The following is a 21,189-nucleotide window of genomic DNA, read 5'->3' on the forward strand; positions in this document are numbered from 1 at the left end:
CAATATAAAAATAATAGCATAAAATGTAAAAAATCACTTTACAACGGGAAAGAAATCATATATTATTAAAGTATCTTATTTTTCTAATTTCTTAATTATCTATTTATTTTCAGTTATTACATTCCAATTTATCAATTGAAACGAGGTGATTTTCGATGTGAGGGGTTTTTATGTCTAATTCATAATTTAATATTGAAAAGGGGATTATATATGAAGATAGCGTTTTGGAGCAGTGCTAGGGGGAGCAGCGGTGTGACAAGTAATCTGGCGTGTATCAGTATTGCATCGGCTATTGAGTATTCTTATAAATCAATACTCATAGAGAATCACTACCAAAAAAATAAGCTAGGTAATATTCTAAGGTATCAAAGGGCAAATTATTCAGAGAGGGTGGAAAATTATCAATTCGGACATATAGGTATCGATTATATCATGAATCAATTTTCAAAAGGAAAAGATAATTATAAAATTCCGGATAATTCACATGTACCGGACCAGGATTCTGTACAGATTATTAAAGAAGCATCTTTAGAGATTTTAGATAATTTTTTATATTATATACCTGTAAGTTACCAAATCAACCAGGAAACCTTTGATTATAATCTTTATGGCAACATAAGAGAAATTCTAAATGCAGCAGATGGATTTGCTGACATAACTTATATCGACACATCCAGCCAAAACAATCTTAGCTCAAAAATTATTCTGGAAGAAGCAGACTTAGTAGTAGTAAATCTGGTTCAAAATTCATTTATGATACAATATTTCTTTGACAATTATTCGTCAATCTTAAACAAATGTGTATTCTTGATTAGTAATTATAATAAAAATTCAACCTTAAATCTTAATAATATATCCAAAACTCATTCAATAAGCAAACCTAATATTGCAACAATTCCTTACAATATAGAATACCAGGAAGCGGTATTGCAGGGAACGGTTGTAGAGTTTTTATCGCGCAATTATACCTGCAAGCGGAAAAGTCCTAATTATGCCTTTATACGGGATGTAAAAAAAGCTGTTGCGATGATTATCAACAATGCTTCCAATATAAGTCAGAAGGAGGAGTGTGTGTGAAAAGAAGACTTAAAAGATCAACGAAGCAGCATATTTTCGTTTCTCTTTTATGTGTCCTACTATTCGGCGGGGTATTTTTAACTGCATATTTTACAGTTCTTACCTATATGAAAAATAATTATGAGGCAGAGATAAATGAACTGTCAAACCAGCTGGAAACTAATAAAGTGAAAGTATATGAAGCTAATTACGATATTCCGGTCGGAAGTGTAATTACAAAAGAAAATCTTAAGTTCAAACAGGTTTTATCTGAGCAGCCTCAGGAGGATTACATAACGGAAAATGAATTAGGCATGGTTACTTTAATTGACATTAAATCGGGTACCCCTTTATTAAAATCCATGTTATCCAAAAAGTTTACCGATAACAGTGCGAGAGAAGCAGAATTTAATACTTTCTTTCTTAACAGTAACCTGAAAGAAAATGATTATGTGGATATCCGAATTCTATATCCGAATGGAGAGAATTATATCGTTCTTAGTAAAAAGCAGGTTAAAAATCTATCATTAGAAAAAAACGATTGTTTTATGTGGCTTAATGCTGAGGAATTACTTAGAGTATCGGGAGCAATTATTGATTGCTATTTAAAAGAAGGTTCAAAGCTTTATACCGTAAAGTATATCGAACCTCGGATACAAGAAGCTTCTGAAATCACTTACCTGCCTAATACCGATATAATACAGCTGATTAAAAAAGATCCCAATGTCCTTCAAAAAGCAATGGAGGAATTAAGCTTATCAGTCCGTGTCGAATTAGAGGAAAGATTGAATCAATTCTACAGCACTTATCATGGTGAAGTAACCTGGGACCCGTATAATACCAATCAGATTAATTCCACAGATCAGGTAAATAACAATGACAATATAGTTAGTCCGGATATTGTAGAGGATAACGTTTCAGATGATTCAAATGATACTGTGGCGGAGGATAATAAGAAAGAACAAAGTAAGGAGGAAATTTATTATGTCGACTAAAGCAAATATAATCGGTTTTCTGGGTATTGAAACCTATGACATTATTTTATATCTTTCTAAACTTCTGTTTCATTTAAATAAGAAAGTTCTAATTGTAGACAATTCAGATACGGAAGCGCTTACCTATTGTATTCCGATTCCGGCATCTATGAATCCGAAAATCAATAGAATACATTTCTGTAACCTAGATTTTATTAAAGAAAAAAATGTTACTGATTATTTGAAAGAATATGATTATATTTTAATTGACTTTGGCTTTAAAACAAATCATATGGAAATACATAACTGCTCCTATATCTATCTGGTAACAGACAAACAACAGCATAATCTGGCAAGAATTCTAAATTTGAAATGTAAGCAGGAAGTTTTTTTAATTATAAAAGATCGGATTAAAAATAAAAGTCTAACTTATTTATTAGAGATGATGAAAGATAATGGAATTAATATAAAACAGTATTACTGTCTGTATTATGACGATCTGGATAAGGAAAATATGACAGGAATACAGTACAGGAATGAAATCTCTTTTAAACATCAATCAGGTCAGATGAAAGACCTGTTGAATGAGTTAATCGAAACATTGAGTTTTAATAAAATAGAAGCTGGACAAGCCTATAAAAAGGCGAAAAGGGGTGCATAAGTTGAAAATAGTATTTTGGAGCCCATTGGCCGGGCATTCCGGAACTACAGGAAGTATGCTTGCCATAGCTCTTCTGTCATGTCTAAAATTAAAGAAAAGTGTTTATTTATTACATAATCAATTTATGGATCGGAGTATGGAAAAAGCCATATTTGATGCTGAAACGTCTGATATGTATGAAGATATCGGAATTGATTCTTTAGCAAGAAATATTAAAGTTTCCCCGTTAACGGAAGATATTATTAATGATTCTTCTATGTCTCTTTACAACAATATGATTCATATATTGCCGGGTACAACAAAAGAGAATAGGTATTTATTTGAGAAAGATATTTCGCTTACTTTTCCTGCTATTGTTAATTCAATCAACAGTTTTTATGATTTTATATTTATTAATCTGGCAGCAGGGGAGAATGAATATTCGAACAAAATCATGGAGGATGCAGATATAATTGTAGTAACGTTTGCTCAGGATAAGAATATGATTGATAAGTATTTCTCCGGAAATCATTTACCTGAAGATAAAACTTTATATCTAATTGGCAAGTATAATTGTAATTCCAGGTATAATCTAAAAAATCTGGAAAGATGTTATCCCTTGTTACGAAATAAAACAGAAGTAATTCCTTATGATGTTGGATTTATGGATGCTATGGCAGACGGTAAGGTAATGCAGTATATATTGAAGAACCTGTTTAATTACAAAGGTGATAATAATCAAAATTTTTTAAAAAAGATAAATAAAGCAGTGGATTTGCTATTTGCGAATAAAAAAAAGGCAGGTGAGATAACGTGATATTTAATTTAATTATAATCGTTATAATCTCCGGAATGACCTTATCAGGTTTATATTTCACAGGGAAAAGGGATAGTTGCATACCGGATGAAATATATACAGATCACTATCACATACCTTATCTGGTGAATGAAGTTAAAAATACATTTGAGAGTATCTTGAATAAGAATATCGCCGATTTGAATCTGAATAAGGCTGAGACGATTAAGAGAGATAAAATAAAAAGCCTGATCAGAAAAAATTTACGAAGCTGCAGTTATGGGGATATAGGAGCAAAAGAGTATGTAAAGGATTATATTAAAGAAATACTTTTAAAAAATTTAGGAATCAAGGAGGAAAATATAGACAGAATCATACCTTTTACCAACCGTAGTTTATTAACACCGCAGGATAAATTTGAGATTCTTTTGTATATCTTTAAAAAACAATATAAATACGACGCTTTAACCATGCTGATAAACACTTATCATCTGGCGGATTTGAAAAAAGAGGGGGAGGAGGGGTTTTATGAGATAACAAAAGAGGAAATCGAGGAAATCTATGATTTTGAGTGCCATAATCTGCTTTTTACAGATAAACTGGAGGTGTTAGCTCAACGGATATATCAACTATATAAAGGGTTTGGAGTCATTGATGAAATCAGGGATATGAAAATTGATGGGGTTTCCGGTGGAATTTCAGGAATACCATTTGATTTTTATACGTACCAGTCAGATGATTTTAATTCAATTGAATTAAGAAAACTAAATGCATACGATAGTGTCTGGATTTTCTATCAGGGAAAAACTGCTCATCTTTCTTTTTTGGGATTCGGTTCTCAGAATGAATTGGTAAGAGTATGTAAAAATATATATCGTTAAGGCAATACCGTATATGCGGTATGCAAAGGGTATAAGAATGAATTCTTTCAGTAAAATAGTTTGTTTTTTTCTTGCAGCAATTGTTATGTTTTTGGGACCGTTATTATATATGGCGCAGAAACAAGATGCTATCAGTCAAAACTATATAACAAATGAGACGGCAAAATTTGTCGACAGCATAAAGAATACAGGTCACTTAAGCAGTAAAATGTATATGGATTATATCAGGAAAATAGATGCTACTAATAATTTATATAAAATAGAAATTGTTCATAGCCATAAAATTGTAGAGCCTGTATATGATGAAAATACCGGAACTTTTTTAAATGAATATAATACTTATTACAGAAATACATATCAGGATGATATCATGGATTCCTTTGACAGGGGAGTTGAATACTATTTTACCCAAGGAGATTATATATCCTTAACGGTTTTTAATCGTACCAGAACCTTAGCCACAAAGCTTATGGAACTATTCTATTCATGGGATATACCTGATGAACAGATATTAGTTACTTACGGAGGTATGATAAGAGATGAAGATTACTAATTTAGCCATTATTTTTTTTGTGCTAGAACTCTTAATGATTACCTTAATTGATATACGTTTGAATAATTTAACAGCAATAACAAATAAACAGGTCGAGTATAATAAAGCTCTCGATAATGCAATTGATGACGGGGTTATGAATTTGGTAGAAGTGGACAGTAATCGTAAACTTATCCTTAATAAAGAAGTGGCAGTGCAACAATTCTTCGAATCACTTTTCGCTAATTTTGGTGTTATTGGTAACAGTCATTTGGAAAACCGGTTAAAGAATTACATCCCAGTTATTTTAGTAACTGATACCGATGGATTTTATATTAATTATTCTGAACTCTACAGATCAAACGATGAAGTATTAACAGTATCAAAGTGGAGTGAAAAAATTCCATATTTTTATGAAGATAATAATATTATTTATAAATTTACTTTAGGAGATTATATAACTTTATATGATAGATCTGCAAATTTAATTTATGAAGGAGACTACCATGATTTAAACGCTCATTTTCCGGGTACTTTGTTAGCAAAAGATGCATTTGATCAAATACGAAGAAGTGTTATTATTGGTAAAATAGAAGAAAAAATGAATTATTATATTAATTTACATAATAATATAGCAGAGCAATATGGTATAACCTATCGATTCTGGCTTCCTCAGATTAATAAAGCAGATTGGTATCAGACGGTAAATGATATAAGTATGCTGGTCATATTTCAAGGATACCCTTATAATGCCGCAGGGTTAGATACCTATAATCGGTATGCTTTAGGCGGAGCAAGAATTAAGAAAAGCAGTGCTTATTTTATAACAAAAATAAATGATCTAAAGGTATATCACAAGGATAGTTGTAAACGGATAGCTGATTCAGGAATACCTTATTATACAAAAGAAGAATGTGCCCTTGAGGGAGCTTTTCCCTGTCCGGATTGCAATCCTTAAAATAATAAGAAAAGTAGGTTAATGATTGACGAGCAAATGTATAGAGTGGTAAAATTTGTATGTAGTTTTGTGTCATAATATAAGAGGAAAAGTATATTTCTGTTATCTGAGAAATAGTGGTGATATTCTACCTTTTATTCAGTAGTTTCAAATTAACTGCTGATAAATCATGCTATTTGGAACAAAAAACTAGTTGGTATATTAAAGATGCATTATGAGAAACAGAACCTTTTAACAGTAGATTGAATAGTGGTTTCTGAATTATTATGAAAATAATAATATTATTTAAAATTTACTTTAGGAGATTATATAACTTATACAATTAGGTATATCCTAATAACAAAATGTGTTCCTATAATTAGCTATATGGAGAGAATATACTGCAATATCAAAAAAGAAATTTAATTTCTAATAAGTTTCGTAATAAACAATAAGAAAGAAAAGGAGGGGGAGCTTTTTAATAACTGTTTTAATTGAAATAGTTTTAAATTAACAATAAGTCACTTAACTACATGGAAACTCTTTGCAAATTATTCTAGACCAAATGTATAGTTGTCAATAAAAACTTGGATAGTGTTAATAGTTATTAAACATTGGTTCAGTAAATTCAGAAATGAATAAGGGGAAATTAAATTGATTAATCGTTTAGTTAATGAAGGGAGCCACTTTATGAAATTAAATATAATTAAAACAAAAGGGATTTATTTATTCTTAAGTTTGATAATTCTAATAACATCTATTATTTCCGTAGTACCATCTGCTCATGCAGCGACCAGCAGTAAAATCAAATTATATAATTTTGTAAAATTAGTTGTTGAGGCAACTGATTTGAAGGTTGAAACGACTTACTTAGAGGCAGCATTGAAAGCCGGTATCATTAAAGAGGGTGATTTCTCTGATTACAGTAAATATACAACCAGAACGGATGCCGCAGTAATTTTAAATAGAGCAGATGAATATCTGCATGGTGACACTTTGGATTCAGAATTGCTCAATACAGTTCTGAAAGACCGAATTTCAGATATATCACAGATAGCCAAGGATAAAAGAGAGACAGTCGCTAAAATCTATGCAAAGGGATTTATGAAAGGTTACAGCAAGGGATATTACATAAAGAGTCGTGAATTTCGTGGAAGTGAATATATGACCACTTCCGGAGCGAAAGATGCTATTTCTATGCTGAAGGACACCAAAAAAAGGGCGAAGCTAAGTCCGGATGGTCAGTTAATAAGAACGACTAATTTACCGAGAAATGCAAAGGATTATGAATATATTTTGGAAACCTATCCAAATTCTTTTTATGAAGTAAAATTTATGTATCAAAGGGCAAAATATTATTATGAACCCAAGGAATTAGTAGATTATGCAAACCCTGCAAAGATGAAAGATGTTAATCTTTATACTGTGGATTTAAATAAATACAAAGAAACCTGGATGGATAGGATAGAAACAAATTTAAAGAGCCGTCTAAATGTTGATTATCGGACCATTGATAATAACTGGATTAATACTTTAAGAAGTGCCTATACACAGTATGGTGAGGCTAAAAATGATAAAAGGGTAACGGACGGTATTAAAGATTATATAAATGTAGTAAAGAAAAATAAAATAGTAATTCAGAGCAAAGAGATATCAATTGAACCATCTACTTTATATATGATGGGAGCTGGATTTTATGTAAGAACTTACATAAAATTTAAAGTCAATTATTCTGGAACAAAAATAACTGCCGAAGATTTAATTTGTGGTGATTTAATCTGGATGCCAGATCTAAAAAAAGATACGTGGTTTGAAGGAGTTTATGATATTGAGCTAGGTACCATTAATGGTTCCAGTAATGGAAGTGATTACTATGTTACGAACGATTCATTGCAGGATTATTCTGATTAATGTAAAAAAGGAGGAATAATTTGAAGAAATATTTACTAGATCTGTTAAAAGAAAAATCTTTTTTTACAATCTATATTATAATATTCCTTGCTCTGATTATGCCAGTACAGAGGGTTCAAGCTGCAACAGACGCAAAAATGAAATCAAATGGTAATTTTGAATTTACAACTACTGATACTGCAGCAACGACAAATATTACATGGGAAACCATTGGATTTACAGTACGTAGGGATATAAGTAATGGAAATCCATTAAAGGATAATAAATATGCTACCTTTATGTTAAAATCTGGACAAAAAGTTGAAATACCAAATCCTAGCGGAACAAAAACGGTTACTTTTTATCTAACAAAAAAACAAGTAAATGATGCTTTAGATGATACTAATTTAGCGACAATCAAAAAAAATGATGAATTGTACCTGAATGGTATTATTAAAGTACATAATGGTACGAAAGCACAAGATACCTACAAAACTTTAGAAGGAATTAAAAATGCAGAAAGCTGGGCGAATAGAAATGATTTTAACGATCGTTTTGATGTCAGGATATATTATAATCCAGGAGAAGGAACCTATCCTGTAACGATTACATATCAGTTGTATCAATCGGGAAATTATATTCCTGCAGGGACACTGGATTGCGGGGAGTTTCAGAATCATGATTCATTTATACTTGATTCAGTTAATGTACCGGATATCAAGAATTATAACGATGAAACCTATTTTCTTTACCGTACTTATTATCAGAATCTTCCAAGTACTCGAAAACTTGGCAACCGAAAGACATCTGTTGATAAAAATTTATACCCGCAACAATATGAAGATGATTTAAAATATCTTAGGCATGACAGTGGCAGAGACGAAGATTTTCTTATGGTACAAGGTGCTGAGGACGGGGACGGTTTGAATATAGTAGCAATCTACCGACGTTATCCAACCAGAACAGATAGTGAAGAGGAAGAAGAGATAGCCAAAGAATATGAAGAACCTGATCCCACTGCAAAACTTCATGCAGATACCAGGGGGAATGAGGCTTATGACGTGGAAGATGGTATTCCTGGAACGGAATCCCTTTATGCCAACGCATTTACCAGTGAATATTTGGCTGGCAGTACTTTTACAAGAAAATATGGAACGAAATATTATACAGTAAATGTAAAAAAGACATATGTTTTGCGATGGACAACAACAAGAACTGATCCTGATACGGGGGATTCTGAAACCGTGCATCATAGTGAAACAAAACATATGACATACACTTATAATATAGCTCGTGATTATTCTTATTGGATTATCTCTGCTTTGGGAGTATATGGGGTAGGAAATGCTGAACTAAATAATAATGCTCTACCCGGAGGCAATATAATACTAAACCCCGTTGGATATGACTTGCCCACAGTTGAGTATATTCATAATGATGAGGAGAATGATCACTTGGTCGAACCGGATGATGAAATTACTATTGATCTAGGTTCAGAAACAGTGCATTCAAACAGTGTACCAAGTAGGGAATATAGGAGTGATGCAGAAGATGCGGTTGCTGAAATACAGTGTAAAAACGACAATCTTTTATTTAATGGTCAAATAATCATGTCAGACGAAATGAAAGAGAAGATGACGGATATTCCTACGGAAATCCCTTCCGGATTAAATGAAATAGGTGAGAATGTATTATATGAATCTGGACTGGTTATACCGGAGGATACAGCAAATGCAGAGTATGAAACCACAGGAACTGTAACTTATATACCAGTTGCGGAAATAAATCCTACAGATGTAGAAACAACATATGAATTTACTGATGTCAATAATGTTGTTGTACATACACCAACCGTTTGTGATGCTAAAGTACAAGATAATTATCAGGATAATCAGATGATCAATCCGGATGCCAGCAGAGCTTCTCTGGTACTCGATCGGTCTTTTAATATTAAACTTCCCACAACAGGAGATCACCGTTACATAAAGGGCTATGGTTATAACGATTATGAAAAGTACATTTCATCCCGGCAGGTAAAATTTCCTTTTGATGTTTATAAAGGTTCATCTATCGGTGGAACTTTCGTAAAGAAAAATACATGGACGAGCGTTTCATCCAATACCCAATTTTATTTACCCACCTGGGTAGATGAAGGAAAGTATACTATTAATTTTCGAAGTATCGCCATAAATTCAGATGCAAATGATGGTATTAATAAGACAGAAACCTTAGCTAATACGGAACTTGAAAATTATGTAGCTACGGATACAACCAATGTAGAAATATCCGGTCGTATTTATGGATTAAATCTTTATGACATATCCGATTATCCAATATGGCAAAATGTTTTCCGTATTCCTAATTCCTTATCCTTAACCGGGTTTAAGTATACAGTGGGAGATAAAGACCAAAATGGAAACAGTAATGGAAACAATCTTAAATATACTTTAGCTCTGGTAAATGGTGTACATCCACAATACAGTAATGTAGGAGCTATAAAAACAGGATATGTAACAAGGTTTAATCTGCAGACTGTCGGAAATATGTATGGTGATAATGATTACGTTCGGATCATACCAACTTTCTATTATGTAGACAGCACTGGTAATAACAGGAAAGAAGTTGATATTTATTATTCAGAAACTTTTAACGGAAAGAAAAATATCATGGTAAAGATGGGAAGCCCACTTGATTTTGAAAATATAAAGAGCATACGAACAGGTGATCTTTATCTTGGAATACCGGAACAGGCATTAAATCAGACAGCATATTTCTCAGGAGTATCCTTAAAAGACTGGAAAGCACAGGTAAAGAATATATATACATATATAAATATAATGCTTCCCGGAAGTTTAAGAACTTTTGAGGGTTACATACCCAACATTCCTGTTAGTGTTGCAGAAGCTTCTGTAGCGAAAAGCGTACAAAACTGGTATGGTGAATATTATATTCCCAGTGAAATTCATATCACACCAAAAGGATACAATATTAAGGAATATGTTAAGTATTATGGAGGTCTAACTTATAAGGAACCATTTTGGTTAAAAGGTGGGTATATCATTGTAAATTTTGCTATAGAAACTATACAGAATGGTCAAAGGCATTTAAGTTATATTAATGCAGATAATGCAGCCAGAGGATATTGTAATATGTGGAATCGAGAGGGATATCAGTATAGAAAAATTGATTATAAAGGGAATCAGTTTAATTTCATAGATGGAGATTATGCTTTATATTATTCTAATAAGTCTGCTTCAAAAGATTATATATCTGCCGGAACACATTAGGCTGAATATGTCGTTTTTTTAAAATCCTTTATTATATTAAAGTGCAAGGAGGGTGATTTTCTTGCACTTTAATTATTTAAGGACCTACGAGAGCCGGACCGGAAGAAATAGTTGGAATAATTGGAATAAAAAGGTAGAGCTAATCCTATAAAGGTGTTATAATATGAGTTATAATTCGATATAGGTTTGTAATATAAAACTAGAGATAATATATAAGTTTAAGAGGATACCGTATGGAGAACTGTATAATAGCTGATTAAAAAAACAGTTATGAACTAATTTGTAATCATAATTCTCCAGTAATAGGCGGATTGAGGCTTTCGTGGTGCATTAAAACACCATGGTGGATACCGCTGGATTTTTTTGGAGAATTTGATGAAATTCCAAAGCGTTTCAAAGATGAAATGCTCTCGTTAATAGTACAATAAAAAACGCGGCGATACGAACGAAGTATCGTTTGAATGGTTGAGAATGAAACCTCATCATGACGATTATGTTATTAATACCGACAAAAAAACAATTGCGCAAGTTGTTAATGAAATTAAAGGTATAATAAATTAAACGGACTATGCAGTGAAAAAAATCATGCACTTTATACTAAAGTTCATATTGAAATTAGATGAAAATTTATTAGAAAGCGTCATACGCTTATAATATATTGGATAGGCATTTGGCAGCGATTGTAACTAAAGGTTTTACAGTAATGTAGGAAAAATTTAAATTTAAAAGGAATTATATACTGTGGGATTTGATTTACAATCGTTATCTATTACAAATTAATGAGTATTTATATAATTGGAGGCAGGACACTTTGATACATATTGGAACGCAGACCTTGGAGACCGACAGACTTCTATTAAGAAAATATGAAATAACAGATGCTGAGGATATGTTTCGTAATTGGGTTACTGATCCTGAAGTCAGTAGATTTTTCGGGTGGAAACCGCACGAAAATATCGAAGAAACGAAATCATTGCTTCAAGGGTGGATTAACGATTATGCCAAAACTGATAATTATCATTGGGTGATAGTTTTTAAGGAGCTATCGGAAGCAATAGGTTACATTTACTTGAATGAAATAAACAATGAAGAAAAGAGTGCATCCATACACTACCTTGTTAGCAAAAGTTTCTGGAACCAAGGCATAATAACGGAAGCATGCAGAGTTATTCTGGCTTTTTCCTTCAATAAAATAGGTATTACTAAAATTCATACACACCACCATGCAGATAATCCTGCGAGCGGTAAAGTAATGCAAAAATCTGGTATGCATTATCTTGAGACGAAGTACAAGAAATTTACTGATTCCGCACAAATTAGCGGTGATTATTGTTTTTATGAAATAACATCTGAAGATTGGATACGTGCCGAATAAGCATAATACGAAGGGTAGTTTGTTTGCAATCACTAAAAATAGTGTATTAACCAAATTAATAAGAAATTTGTATGCGCCTATCAACTCAATTAAAGATTGATAGGTTTTTTACTGTGCTAAATGAAATTTATTTCATCAATTAGGATTTGGCTGATTAAGTACATTGATAACAAGTATTGATAGTTGATGAAATTGGAATAAATAGGTAGAGATATTCATTTCGAGGTGTTATAATATAATTGCTGCTTCACTTTCGGTAGCCACTGCGAATAAATTTAGTGTAATGTCTGAGGAGGAAATATGCTAAAAGTAATACCTCGTAATCAATCATATGTGGCAGGATATAAAGAATATTGCCAGGAGTTTTATGATAATCATATTGTAACATTTGTTCCAACCAATCCAGAGAAGATTGATGAAAATTGGTATGAACGTACTGCTGAATGGTACGCCAGAAAAGAAAAGGAGAGCTTCGATGGATATGCCAGAGGTATTCATTTATGGGCAATTGATGATAGTAAATTCATTGGAGAATTTCAACTTCGACTCGAATTAAATGATGATATAATGTTTGGGATTGGAAGTATTGGGTACTCAGTCCGTGTAACTGAATGGGGCAAAGGTTATGGAAATGAAATATTGAAACAAGGGCTTGAAATTGCACGAAATTATGAGCTTGAAAAGGTGCTGCTAAATATAGATGATGATAACTATGCCTCAATCTGTATTTGCGAAAATAATGGAGGTATTTTGATGGATAAAGTCATGTTAGAATCCAAAGAAGAGGGAAAACGTCTTGTTCGCAGATATTGGATACTCCTGTAGTGTTTACGTAATAATGTGTTTCTAAGTTGCTTCACTTTCAGTGGTGCTTGTAACTAAAGGCTTTGCAGTAATGCAAATAGATTTGAATTTGAGAGGTAATTATATGATACAAATTGAAGAAATACCTGTAGAGAAAATCAATGATTTTTGGAAAATACATTATGAGTATCTAATAGAGGAATTCATTTTAGAAGATGAAGATATAAAATATTTCCAGAGTGATGAATATCGGTCAGTAATTAAAGAGCATATGCTTAGAAAGATAGATAAGCATCATCTGGTATATTTTGTGGAGAATAATATAAGACTTGGTGCAGTATCATATTGTACTTATCAGAGTGAAGATGGAAAATGCTTTATTTTGGACTATTGGGTGTTCCCGCAGTTTCGGGGAAACGGAACAGGGCATAGATGCTTTGAATCGTTGGAGAGCTATACGCAAAAAGCTGGTGCTTTATATTATGAAATTAATTGCGATGGCAGGGAGGACAGAATACGGTTCTGGAAAAGCAATGGATTCGTTGAAAATGGAATAGATGAGTTTGGCATTGAATTGCTTATTAAGAGATAAATTCCAAGATACAGGGGGTTTTGATTTGCAATCGTTATTAATGCCAAAATTAAATTTGATATGGAGGATAGTAGATGAAACATGATAGTTCTACAATATCGTGGAATCAACTTGGACAAGAATGGTTTGAATTAGCACAATCAGGTGAAAGCAGAATGTACTTTATTATGCCTTATATGTTAAATTTATTAGGAGAAGTTTGAGAGAAAAAAATACTGGATCTTGGTTGTGGAGAAAGTGGGTATTCACGGGAGTTGTCTAAAAGAAATGCTGCTGTTACGGCCATTGACTGTTCTGAAAATAGTATTGCTTATTCCGCGAAACAAGCTGAGGTTAACGGATTGCAAATTCAACATTATATACGTAATAGTAATGATTTATATGGAATAAAGAACAATACCTTTGATATTGTTCTTTGTTCTATGATGCTAATGGACTGTGAAGATTTTGTAGGAACAATCAAAGAAGTAGTAAGAGTTCTAAAACCATCAGGAAAATTATTTGCAAGTGTTCTTCACCCGTGTTTCGACGGAAATCATGACCACGGAATTGTTCGGCAGGGCGTAGGAATTAATCGTGAAGTAGTTGTGAAAAATTATTTTCAGCCAACGGAGTGGGAAGCTCTTTTACCAAATGGTACAACATCGGTCATATGGAGGCATAGGACTATTGAAGATTATGTGAAAACATTTATAAAAAGCGGATTGACTATCGTGGATATTAATGAACCCCGCCCAACAAAGGAGCAAGCACAGATTTCAACAACAATAGCTTGGTTACAAAAAATACCGCTGTTTTTATTTTGGGAATTAAAAAAATAAACTGCAAAGATAATACTATAGCAGGAGTTTATTAATTGAATTGTATAATGTGTGAAAATCAAAAGAACATAGAGGATGATCCATATTTTATTATGGAACTTGAAACAGGATATGTAATCTTGGGCTGGTTTCTGAGGTTCTGTATATCAATTGTCAAACGCTGAATTGTTTGATGAAACGACAAGACCAGATGAAGAACAAAGGAAAGAATTGATTTGATTAAGAATGAGATTATTCGTTTACACACCTGATAAGCATAATACGATTGAAATCACCAAAATAATAAAAGAGTACATATTATATTTTTTTTGAAGAAAGGTAAACCATGACGAATAGCGAAATTATTAAAATTGCAATGCAACAATCTGCTATTGATAGTAATTGCTGTATGGAGGACTTCATTAAATCAGATAACAAAATAGTAATCTCAGGTAGTAATTCCAAGGCCAGAAAATACTTGGAATTACCGTTTTACTGCGATCTGACTTCATATGGCAACAATATTGTAGCATCTGTTTCGGAAGAATTAAGGGAAGCAGTAAGTGATTATATAAGCAAATATCCTATTGAACATTGTTTTGAAACACCCAACCTGCATATATTAACTGAAAAACTTAAGCCATTTAATTTGAACGTTTGTTTTATGGCGGAATATTTTTTACCGGATATGGATTCTATAAAATTACTTGATTGTAAGTATGAAACGGAGGTTTTGGAAGCGGATCATTTTTCAGACTATTATTTACCGGAATGGCAAAATGCGTTATGCGAAAAACGTAAACAGCTAGATAAATTAGCCATTGGTGCATTTGATAAGAGTAAACTTATCGGTCTTGCAGGATGTTCTGCCGATTGTGAAACTATGTGGCAAATCGGAATTGACGTACTACCGGAATATAGAATGCAGGGTATTGCTTCAAGTCTCTCAAGCAGGCTTGCCATAGAAGTACTAAAAAGGAATATAGTTCCATTTTACTGTTGTGCCTGGTCTAATATAAAATCGATGAGAAATGCAATCAAAAGCGGCTTTAGACCGGCTTGGGTTCAACTCACGGTAAAAAGAAATGAATATATTGCAGAATTAAATAAGTAAAAATTAGGCTAATTTTTGACGACTAACCTAATTTCCCTTATTATTATATAAATAATAATATCATATCGGAGGTAAAATTAAATGACAAGAAAGATTGTTCTATATATTGCTATGAGCCTGGACGGATACATTGCTGCAAAAGATGATAATTTAGAATGGCTGTTTAAGACCGAGGGAGACGGAGATAATGGATACGCTGAATTCTATGATACTATAGATGCAATTATATTAGGGCGAAGAACTTACGATTGGATACTAGATCATGAGGGTGATAATTTTCCGTATAAAAATAAGCAATGTTATGTATTCTCTAAAACAAAGCAGGGAAAAGATAAAAATGTTGAGTATATTAATGTTAATATTACGGAATTTGTTAAGAACCTGAAACAGACGGACGGAAAAGATATATGGATTGTGGGCGGAGGGGAATTGCTTCATGATTTTATAGAGCAGGGGTTAGTGGATGAGTGGATTATAACCATAGCACCGACTATCATTGGAGATGGTATTCCTCTTTTCAAAAAACTTGATTTCGAAACACGTTTAGTTTTAAAAGGAATAAGACGTGTTAACCAATTTACCGAGCTGCATTATGAGTCAACTTAATATAGGCGGCGGAATTAAATGACATTGCCTGTGAACAGTAACGCCGGTATTTATGTGAGATAATTTTTTTGGATAACTAGATTGAAAGGATAAAAATGGTATAGTATAATAGTTGATGTTTCATTTTATGAATTAAATTGTTGGAAACGTTGAAGAATTCCTGTATCTGGGCACATATGGAATTTGGAGTTAGTTGTGCAACCGGCCAGCAAGTATAGTATTTCACCTTTTCTAAAGATAAAACATACTTGGAGGCAGACATGAAAAAAATCAGACAAAAGATACTATTAACACTACTTACCACTTCTTCTTTTTTTACTATATTAATTGGGGCATACAGCTTACTTAGTATAGCAAATATGAATGAAAAGGAAACTGCAGCTATAAAAAGTTCTTTATCGGATGATTATGACAAAATGATTAAGAATGAAGTGGAAACAGCCGGTACAATTGTAAATTATTATTATGATGCTTATAATAAAGGAACAATGTCAGAAGAGGAAGCCAAGGATTCAGCCAAAGAGGCAGTTAAATCCTTACGTTATAATGAAGACGGTTATTTTTGGATTGACGACACAAAAGGATATCTGATAGCCCATCCTATTCAACCGGAGGATGAGGGAAAGAATCGAATTGACATAAAAGATCCTAACGGTGTTGCATTAATTAAAGAAATCATAAGCGGTGCTACGGATAATAAAAATTCCGGTTATACAGATTATATGTGGGTAAAACCTGAGAATGTAAAAACAGGTCAATTAAGCCCAAAACGTGCTTATTCTAAGCTTTTTGAACCTTGGAACTGGATTGTCAGTACTGGAAATTATATAGACGATATCGATCAGACTGTTGCTGAACAAGAACTAAAGCTCAAGGATAAATTCCGTGAGAACATCCTTAGTATTATAGGAATTATTCTATTCTCTTTACTTGGTATCAGTATTATTGGAATGATTCTAAGCAGGTTAATATCAAGGCCAATTATCAGCCTTGTGAGAGCTTTTGAAAAGGATGAAAACGGCAGAATAACCATTCAGGAAATAAATATTAAATCAAAGGATGAGATTGGTTTATTAGCTAAAACACTGAATGAAATGTCCATGCAGGTTAAGGAGTTTATTCAAGGGGTCGTAAAGGAATCCGAGAATGTTGCAGCCTCAGCCATCTCTGTTAAAAATGACATGGCGGCTTTAAATGGTGAGATAGAAGAGATCTCGTCTACTACGGAGGAAATCGCAGCAGGAATGGAACAGACAACAGCCATATCAGAAGATATGAATAATAAGGCAATGGCATTATCTGATTTTGCTGATTCCATTGCGAAAAAAGCAGAAGACGCAGCGGGGGCTGTCGTTGAGATCAGTGATAGGGCAGCAACATTAAAAGACAATTTTAATGCAGCTGTAGAAAACAGCAATCTTATTATCAGAGGAGCTCAGGAAAAATTAAACCAGGCTTTAAATGATTCCAAAGCCGTAGCACAGATAAGCGATTTAGCAGATGTAATCATACAGATTACGAATCAGACTAATTTATTGGCATTAAATGCCGCGATTGAAGCAGCACGGGCAGGAGAAGCAGGGAAAGGGTTTGCGGTAGTTGCGGAAGAAATCAGACAGCTTGCGGACAATTCTCAAAATACGGTAAATGAAATACAAACGATGATTAAATCAGTTACCGGCTCTGTCAACAGTTTGTATCAGAATTCCGGTGAGCTTGTTAATTATCTGACCGGTAATGTAAGAAACGACTATGAGTTAATGCTGAAAGCTTCGGATGATTATAATACGGATGCAGCGTATTTGCAAACAGTGATATCTGATTTCCGTGATACGGCAAACAGTCTTAGTTCATCTATTCAACATATGACCAAATCTATGAATGAAATAGCAGCGGCTACTTTTGATGGAGCTCAGGGCGCAGGAAATATATCTCAAAGTATTGATTCTGCAACTGAAAAAACCGGTGAATTGCTGAATCAGGCAAATAAGTCTGAACAATATTCGGATTCTCTTCATAAATTGGTATCGCGGTTCAAAGTATGATTTTTGAATAATGATTTTACGATTTTAATCCGAACATTAGTTTTCTATATAGAAGGTATACCATGGGACTTAGAATCGTTATAAAAAATAAAAAGAGGGTTGCTGAAAGAATATTTCAGCAACCCTAATATTATCAACTCTAACAATAACAAATCCAGTATTTTTGATAGATATTATTTCTTAAATTAATAATAATAAAATTATGATTATTCTTCTGTTTTTTCCTCGGATTCCGGTAATATAACAATGTGTACTTTATCAATACGGTTTTTTTCTACTGCATCAACAGTAAAAACAATATTATTATCTGTTACGCTTTCACCTACTTCCGGTAAATGATCTAACAGATAAATCATATGACCGGCTATAGAGTCATAATCATCAGATTCTAACTCTAATCCCAGGAATTCATTAATTTCATCCAATTTTGTATTTCCATCGGCAACATATTCATTCTCACCGATATTTCGAATGGAATCTTCTTCATCATCGTCATACTCATCACGAATATCTCCAACGATTTCTTCCAATAAGTCTTCTAAGGTTATAAGTCCTGCGGTAGCACCGTATTCGTCAAGAACAATGGCCAGCGGAATAGATTCTTTACGCATTTCTATTAATAATTCTGAGGTTTTCTTATATTCATAAGTAAAATAAGGTTCTCTCATGATATCTTTAATACTGAATTCTTCCTTAGAACCCTGATAGAAGAATAAATCCTTTATAATTACGATTCCTATTACATTATCCCTGGATTCACTATAGACAGGCATTCTGGTATATTTATCAACAGCGAAAAGTTCGACTAATTCATCATAGGTTAGAGAAGCTTCCGCAAATACCATATCTACCCTGGGAACCATGACATCTTTCGCAAGGGAATCGCCAAAATCAACCACATTGGTGATCATTCTGCGTTCTTCACTTTCAATTACCCCTTCTTCATGACTTACCTCCACAATTGTACGGAGTTCGTCTTCGGTAATAACAGAAGATTTCGCATGAGGGTTAATATGAAACAGTAATAAAAATCCTAATGAAATCCGATTGATTAAAAAAATAACAGGTGTCATTAATTGAGTCAGAAAATTTATAACTCGTCCATAACGTAGTGATAATTTTTCTGCGTAAATCGTCGCCATGGTTTTCGGGGTGATTTCTCCGAAAATTAAAATCAATATAGTAAGGATACCGGTTACGATACCGATACCGATACTGTTAAAAAATTGAATTGCGAGAGCAGTAGCAATTGAAGAGGCACTCAGATTGGCAATGTTATTACCAATTAATATTGCACTTAACATCTTCGACGGATTTTCAATCAGCTTATTTACGATTACAGCCTCCTTTACATTGTCTTCTGCCAGGCTTCGGATCCGAAGTTTATTAACAGTGGTAAGGGCGGTTTCTGCTGAAGAAAAAAATGCAGATAGTAGCAATAAAAAACCTAATATGATCAGTTGCGTGACTTCACTCGAGTCCAAATTATCATCTCCTAATTCTTTGTGGTTGGCAAGTATAACGGTAATATAGTTCTCATAGTGGGTTAACACAATATGTAGGATTGTGTATTCATAACAGAATTTTGTTAAATAAATATATGCATAAATGGTTGGTATAAGTAATAAATTCATTTTAATTCCTTATGCCTTTAAAAGGTCCAGATATGACAACATCAAATCCTTATTGACATTATTGTAATATAAGAATACATTTTTATTATTATAATCTATTTGTTATAAGTGCCATTTGACTAAATAAAATTATCTTGCTTTTGTATACAATTGTTATAATTTTACATGAAAAAGTATCAAATGTCAACAGAAATGGGTATTTTTCAAAGGTTTCTATAAATAATTAGATATATAACCTACCAGACATTGTTATTTATATAAAATTTTTATTTTAGTATATAACTGTTATAAAAAGAATAATTATTAATATATTTTGTATACAGCAATTTTCACATTAAATTATTTTAATTTTATAAGATTTTAACTATTTATTAATGGATTAAATTGATTTATAATAAACTCATTGAGGCTGCTAAGAAATATGGACTATAAGTTGTAATTTTTTCTTTCATTGCTCAATTTTACCATTAATTATATCTTGTTAATTTTATATTGAAGTAGTAGAATATTTATCAGCAGTGTCGTGACGAGTCGAATTATAGCATCTAGTCTGACAGAATGGTTTTATTTTTACTCACCATAAGAGCGGGGGACTTTATGAGAAAAAAATCGCACATCTCATTAGCGAATTACTTGATAAAAAGTATGAAATCTGAAGAATTAGTAAACCACAAAAAGGCGTTTTATATTGGCAGTATATTACCGGATTGCGTTCCATCTTTTTTAACAAGAAAACATAATATTGAAGAAACCTTTGAAATTCTGAAAAAGGAAATATTAAAAATTACGGATTATTATGATATGGATAGGGGAATGACCGGATACTATTCAAGGCATCTGGGGGTTGTTACACATTATATAGCTGATTATTTTACTTTTCCGCATAATGATATTTTTAAAGGAAATCTGAAAGAACATTGTACCTATGAAAGAGATTTAAAACTGGCATTCCGGTCTTATGTTAAAAGTGATGAAGCAATTCGTGGACGTGAGCATAATTCAATCTTTAAATCAGTTGATGAAATTCTGGAATTTATTAAGAAAATGCATGAAGAATATCTGAAAGCAATTAAAGTTATAACAGTAGATTGTTTTTACATTGTTGAGCTATGCCATAAAGTGGTAGATGCCATATTGCAGATATTTGAACTTAATTTAATGGATAAGCGAATAAATCAGGCATCAGCCGCCTAAATAATTAGCTCTGTCTTTATATCGGGAGATTA

General features: G+C 32.7%; 19 protein-coding genes and 1 riboswitch. Of the genes, 18 read left to right on the forward strand and 1 reads right to left on the reverse strand.

Annotated features, from left to right (window positions below; translation table 11 throughout):
- Positions 1–210: 210 nt before the first annotated feature.
- The 17 genes from RBU59_RS26445 to RBU59_RS26525 all read left to right on the forward strand — a co-directional run bounded on the left by RBU59_RS26445 (position 211) and on the right by RBU59_RS26525 (position 18,329).
- Positions 211–1,077 (forward strand): hypothetical protein, encoded by an 867-nt coding sequence (locus RBU59_RS26445; protein ID WP_308145459.1) that lies wholly within the window; start codon positions 211–213, stop codon positions 1,075–1,077.
- On the forward strand, positions 1,074–2,051 hold the full coding sequence (locus RBU59_RS26450; protein WP_308145460.1) for an SAF domain-containing protein: 978 nt from the start codon (positions 1,074–1,076) through the stop codon (positions 2,049–2,051). Before RBU59_RS26445 ends, RBU59_RS26450 begins: the two co-directional genes overlap by 4 nt.
- Positions 2,041–2,691, forward strand: coding sequence for a hypothetical protein (locus RBU59_RS26455; RefSeq protein ID WP_308145461.1), 651 nt, complete (start codon positions 2,041–2,043; stop codon positions 2,689–2,691). The genes RBU59_RS26450 and RBU59_RS26455 overlap by 11 nt, the downstream gene beginning before the upstream one ends.
- Position 2,692: 1 nt before the next feature.
- Complete coding sequence (locus RBU59_RS26460; RefSeq protein ID WP_308145462.1) at positions 2,693–3,487, forward strand: hypothetical protein; 795 nt, start codon at positions 2,693–2,695, stop codon at positions 3,485–3,487.
- Positions 3,484–4,347: a hypothetical protein gene (locus RBU59_RS26465; protein ID WP_308145463.1), complete on the forward strand. Its 864-nt coding sequence runs from the start codon at positions 3,484–3,486 to the stop codon at positions 4,345–4,347. Before RBU59_RS26460 ends, RBU59_RS26465 begins: the two co-directional genes overlap by 4 nt.
- A gap of 37 nt (positions 4,348–4,384) precedes the next feature.
- Complete coding sequence (locus RBU59_RS26470; RefSeq protein ID WP_308145464.1) at positions 4,385–4,900, forward strand: hypothetical protein; 516 nt, start codon at positions 4,385–4,387, stop codon at positions 4,898–4,900.
- Entirely contained in the window at positions 4,887–5,837 is a 951-nt protein-coding gene (locus RBU59_RS26475) for a hypothetical protein (RefSeq protein WP_308145465.1), read from the forward strand. The genes RBU59_RS26470 and RBU59_RS26475 overlap by 14 nt, the downstream gene beginning before the upstream one ends.
- 669 nt (positions 5,838–6,506) lie before the next feature.
- Positions 6,507–7,727 (forward strand): S-layer homology domain-containing protein, encoded by a 1,221-nt coding sequence (locus tag RBU59_RS26480; RefSeq protein ID WP_308145466.1) that lies wholly within the window; start codon positions 6,507–6,509, stop codon positions 7,725–7,727.
- Between the two features lie 20 nt (positions 7,728–7,747).
- Positions 7,748–10,993, forward strand: coding sequence for a DUF5704 domain-containing protein (locus tag RBU59_RS26485; protein ID WP_308145467.1), 3,246 nt, complete (start codon positions 7,748–7,750; stop codon positions 10,991–10,993).
- An 811-nt stretch (positions 10,994–11,804) separates the two neighbouring features.
- Positions 11,805–12,368 (forward strand): GNAT family N-acetyltransferase, encoded by a 564-nt coding sequence (locus tag RBU59_RS26490; protein WP_308145468.1) that lies wholly within the window; start codon positions 11,805–11,807, stop codon positions 12,366–12,368.
- A gap of 300 nt (positions 12,369–12,668) precedes the next feature.
- The gene (locus RBU59_RS26495) at positions 12,669–13,193 is read left to right on the forward strand and encodes a GNAT family N-acetyltransferase (protein ID WP_308145469.1); all 525 of its coding nucleotides are present in this window, start codon (positions 12,669–12,671) and stop codon (positions 13,191–13,193) included.
- Positions 13,194–13,296: 103 nt separating this feature from the next.
- Positions 13,297–13,764, forward strand: coding sequence for a GNAT family N-acetyltransferase (locus RBU59_RS26500; RefSeq protein ID WP_308145470.1), 468 nt, complete (start codon positions 13,297–13,299; stop codon positions 13,762–13,764).
- A gap of 74 nt (positions 13,765–13,838) precedes the next feature.
- Positions 13,839–13,967 carry a hypothetical protein gene (locus RBU59_RS26505; protein WP_308145471.1) on the forward strand — a complete coding sequence of 43 codons (129 nt, stop codon included), beginning with the start codon at positions 13,839–13,841 and terminating at the stop codon, positions 13,965–13,967.
- A 12-nt stretch (positions 13,968–13,979) separates the two neighbouring features.
- Positions 13,980–14,585, forward strand: a complete 606-nt coding sequence (locus RBU59_RS26510) for a class I SAM-dependent methyltransferase (RefSeq protein WP_308148647.1) — start codon at positions 13,980–13,982, stop codon at positions 14,583–14,585.
- Between the two features lie 325 nt (positions 14,586–14,910).
- On the forward strand, positions 14,911–15,678 hold the full coding sequence (locus RBU59_RS26515; RefSeq protein ID WP_308145472.1) for a GNAT family N-acetyltransferase: 768 nt from the start codon (positions 14,911–14,913) through the stop codon (positions 15,676–15,678).
- Between the two features lie 81 nt (positions 15,679–15,759).
- Entirely contained in the window at positions 15,760–16,284 is a 525-nt protein-coding gene (locus tag RBU59_RS26520; RefSeq protein ID WP_308145473.1) for a dihydrofolate reductase family protein, read from the forward strand.
- A 133-nt stretch (positions 16,285–16,417) separates the two neighbouring features.
- Positions 16,418–16,500: riboswitch (cyclic di-GMP riboswitch) on the forward strand.
- Between the two features lie 44 nt (positions 16,501–16,544).
- On the forward strand, positions 16,545–18,329 hold the full coding sequence (locus tag RBU59_RS26525) for a methyl-accepting chemotaxis protein (protein ID WP_308145474.1): 1,785 nt from the start codon (positions 16,545–16,547) through the stop codon (positions 18,327–18,329).
- Between the two features lie 206 nt (positions 18,330–18,535).
- Here RBU59_RS26525 and RBU59_RS26530 read toward each other — a convergent pair whose 3' ends face one another.
- Entirely contained in the window at positions 18,536–19,813 is a 1,278-nt protein-coding gene (locus RBU59_RS26530) for an HlyC/CorC family transporter (RefSeq protein ID WP_308148648.1), read from the reverse strand.
- Positions 19,814–20,560: 747 nt separating this feature from the next.
- Between RBU59_RS26530 and RBU59_RS26535 the strand changes: the two genes are divergently transcribed.
- Complete coding sequence (locus RBU59_RS26535) at positions 20,561–21,157, forward strand: zinc dependent phospholipase C family protein (protein ID WP_308145475.1); 597 nt, start codon at positions 20,561–20,563, stop codon at positions 21,155–21,157.
- The last annotated feature ends 32 nt before the right edge of the window (positions 21,158–21,189 follow it).

This window comes from Anaerocolumna sp. MB42-C2 (assembly GCF_030913705.1).
In the GTDB taxonomy this organism is placed as follows: Bacteria; Bacillota; Clostridia; order Lachnospirales; family Lachnospiraceae; genus Anaerocolumna.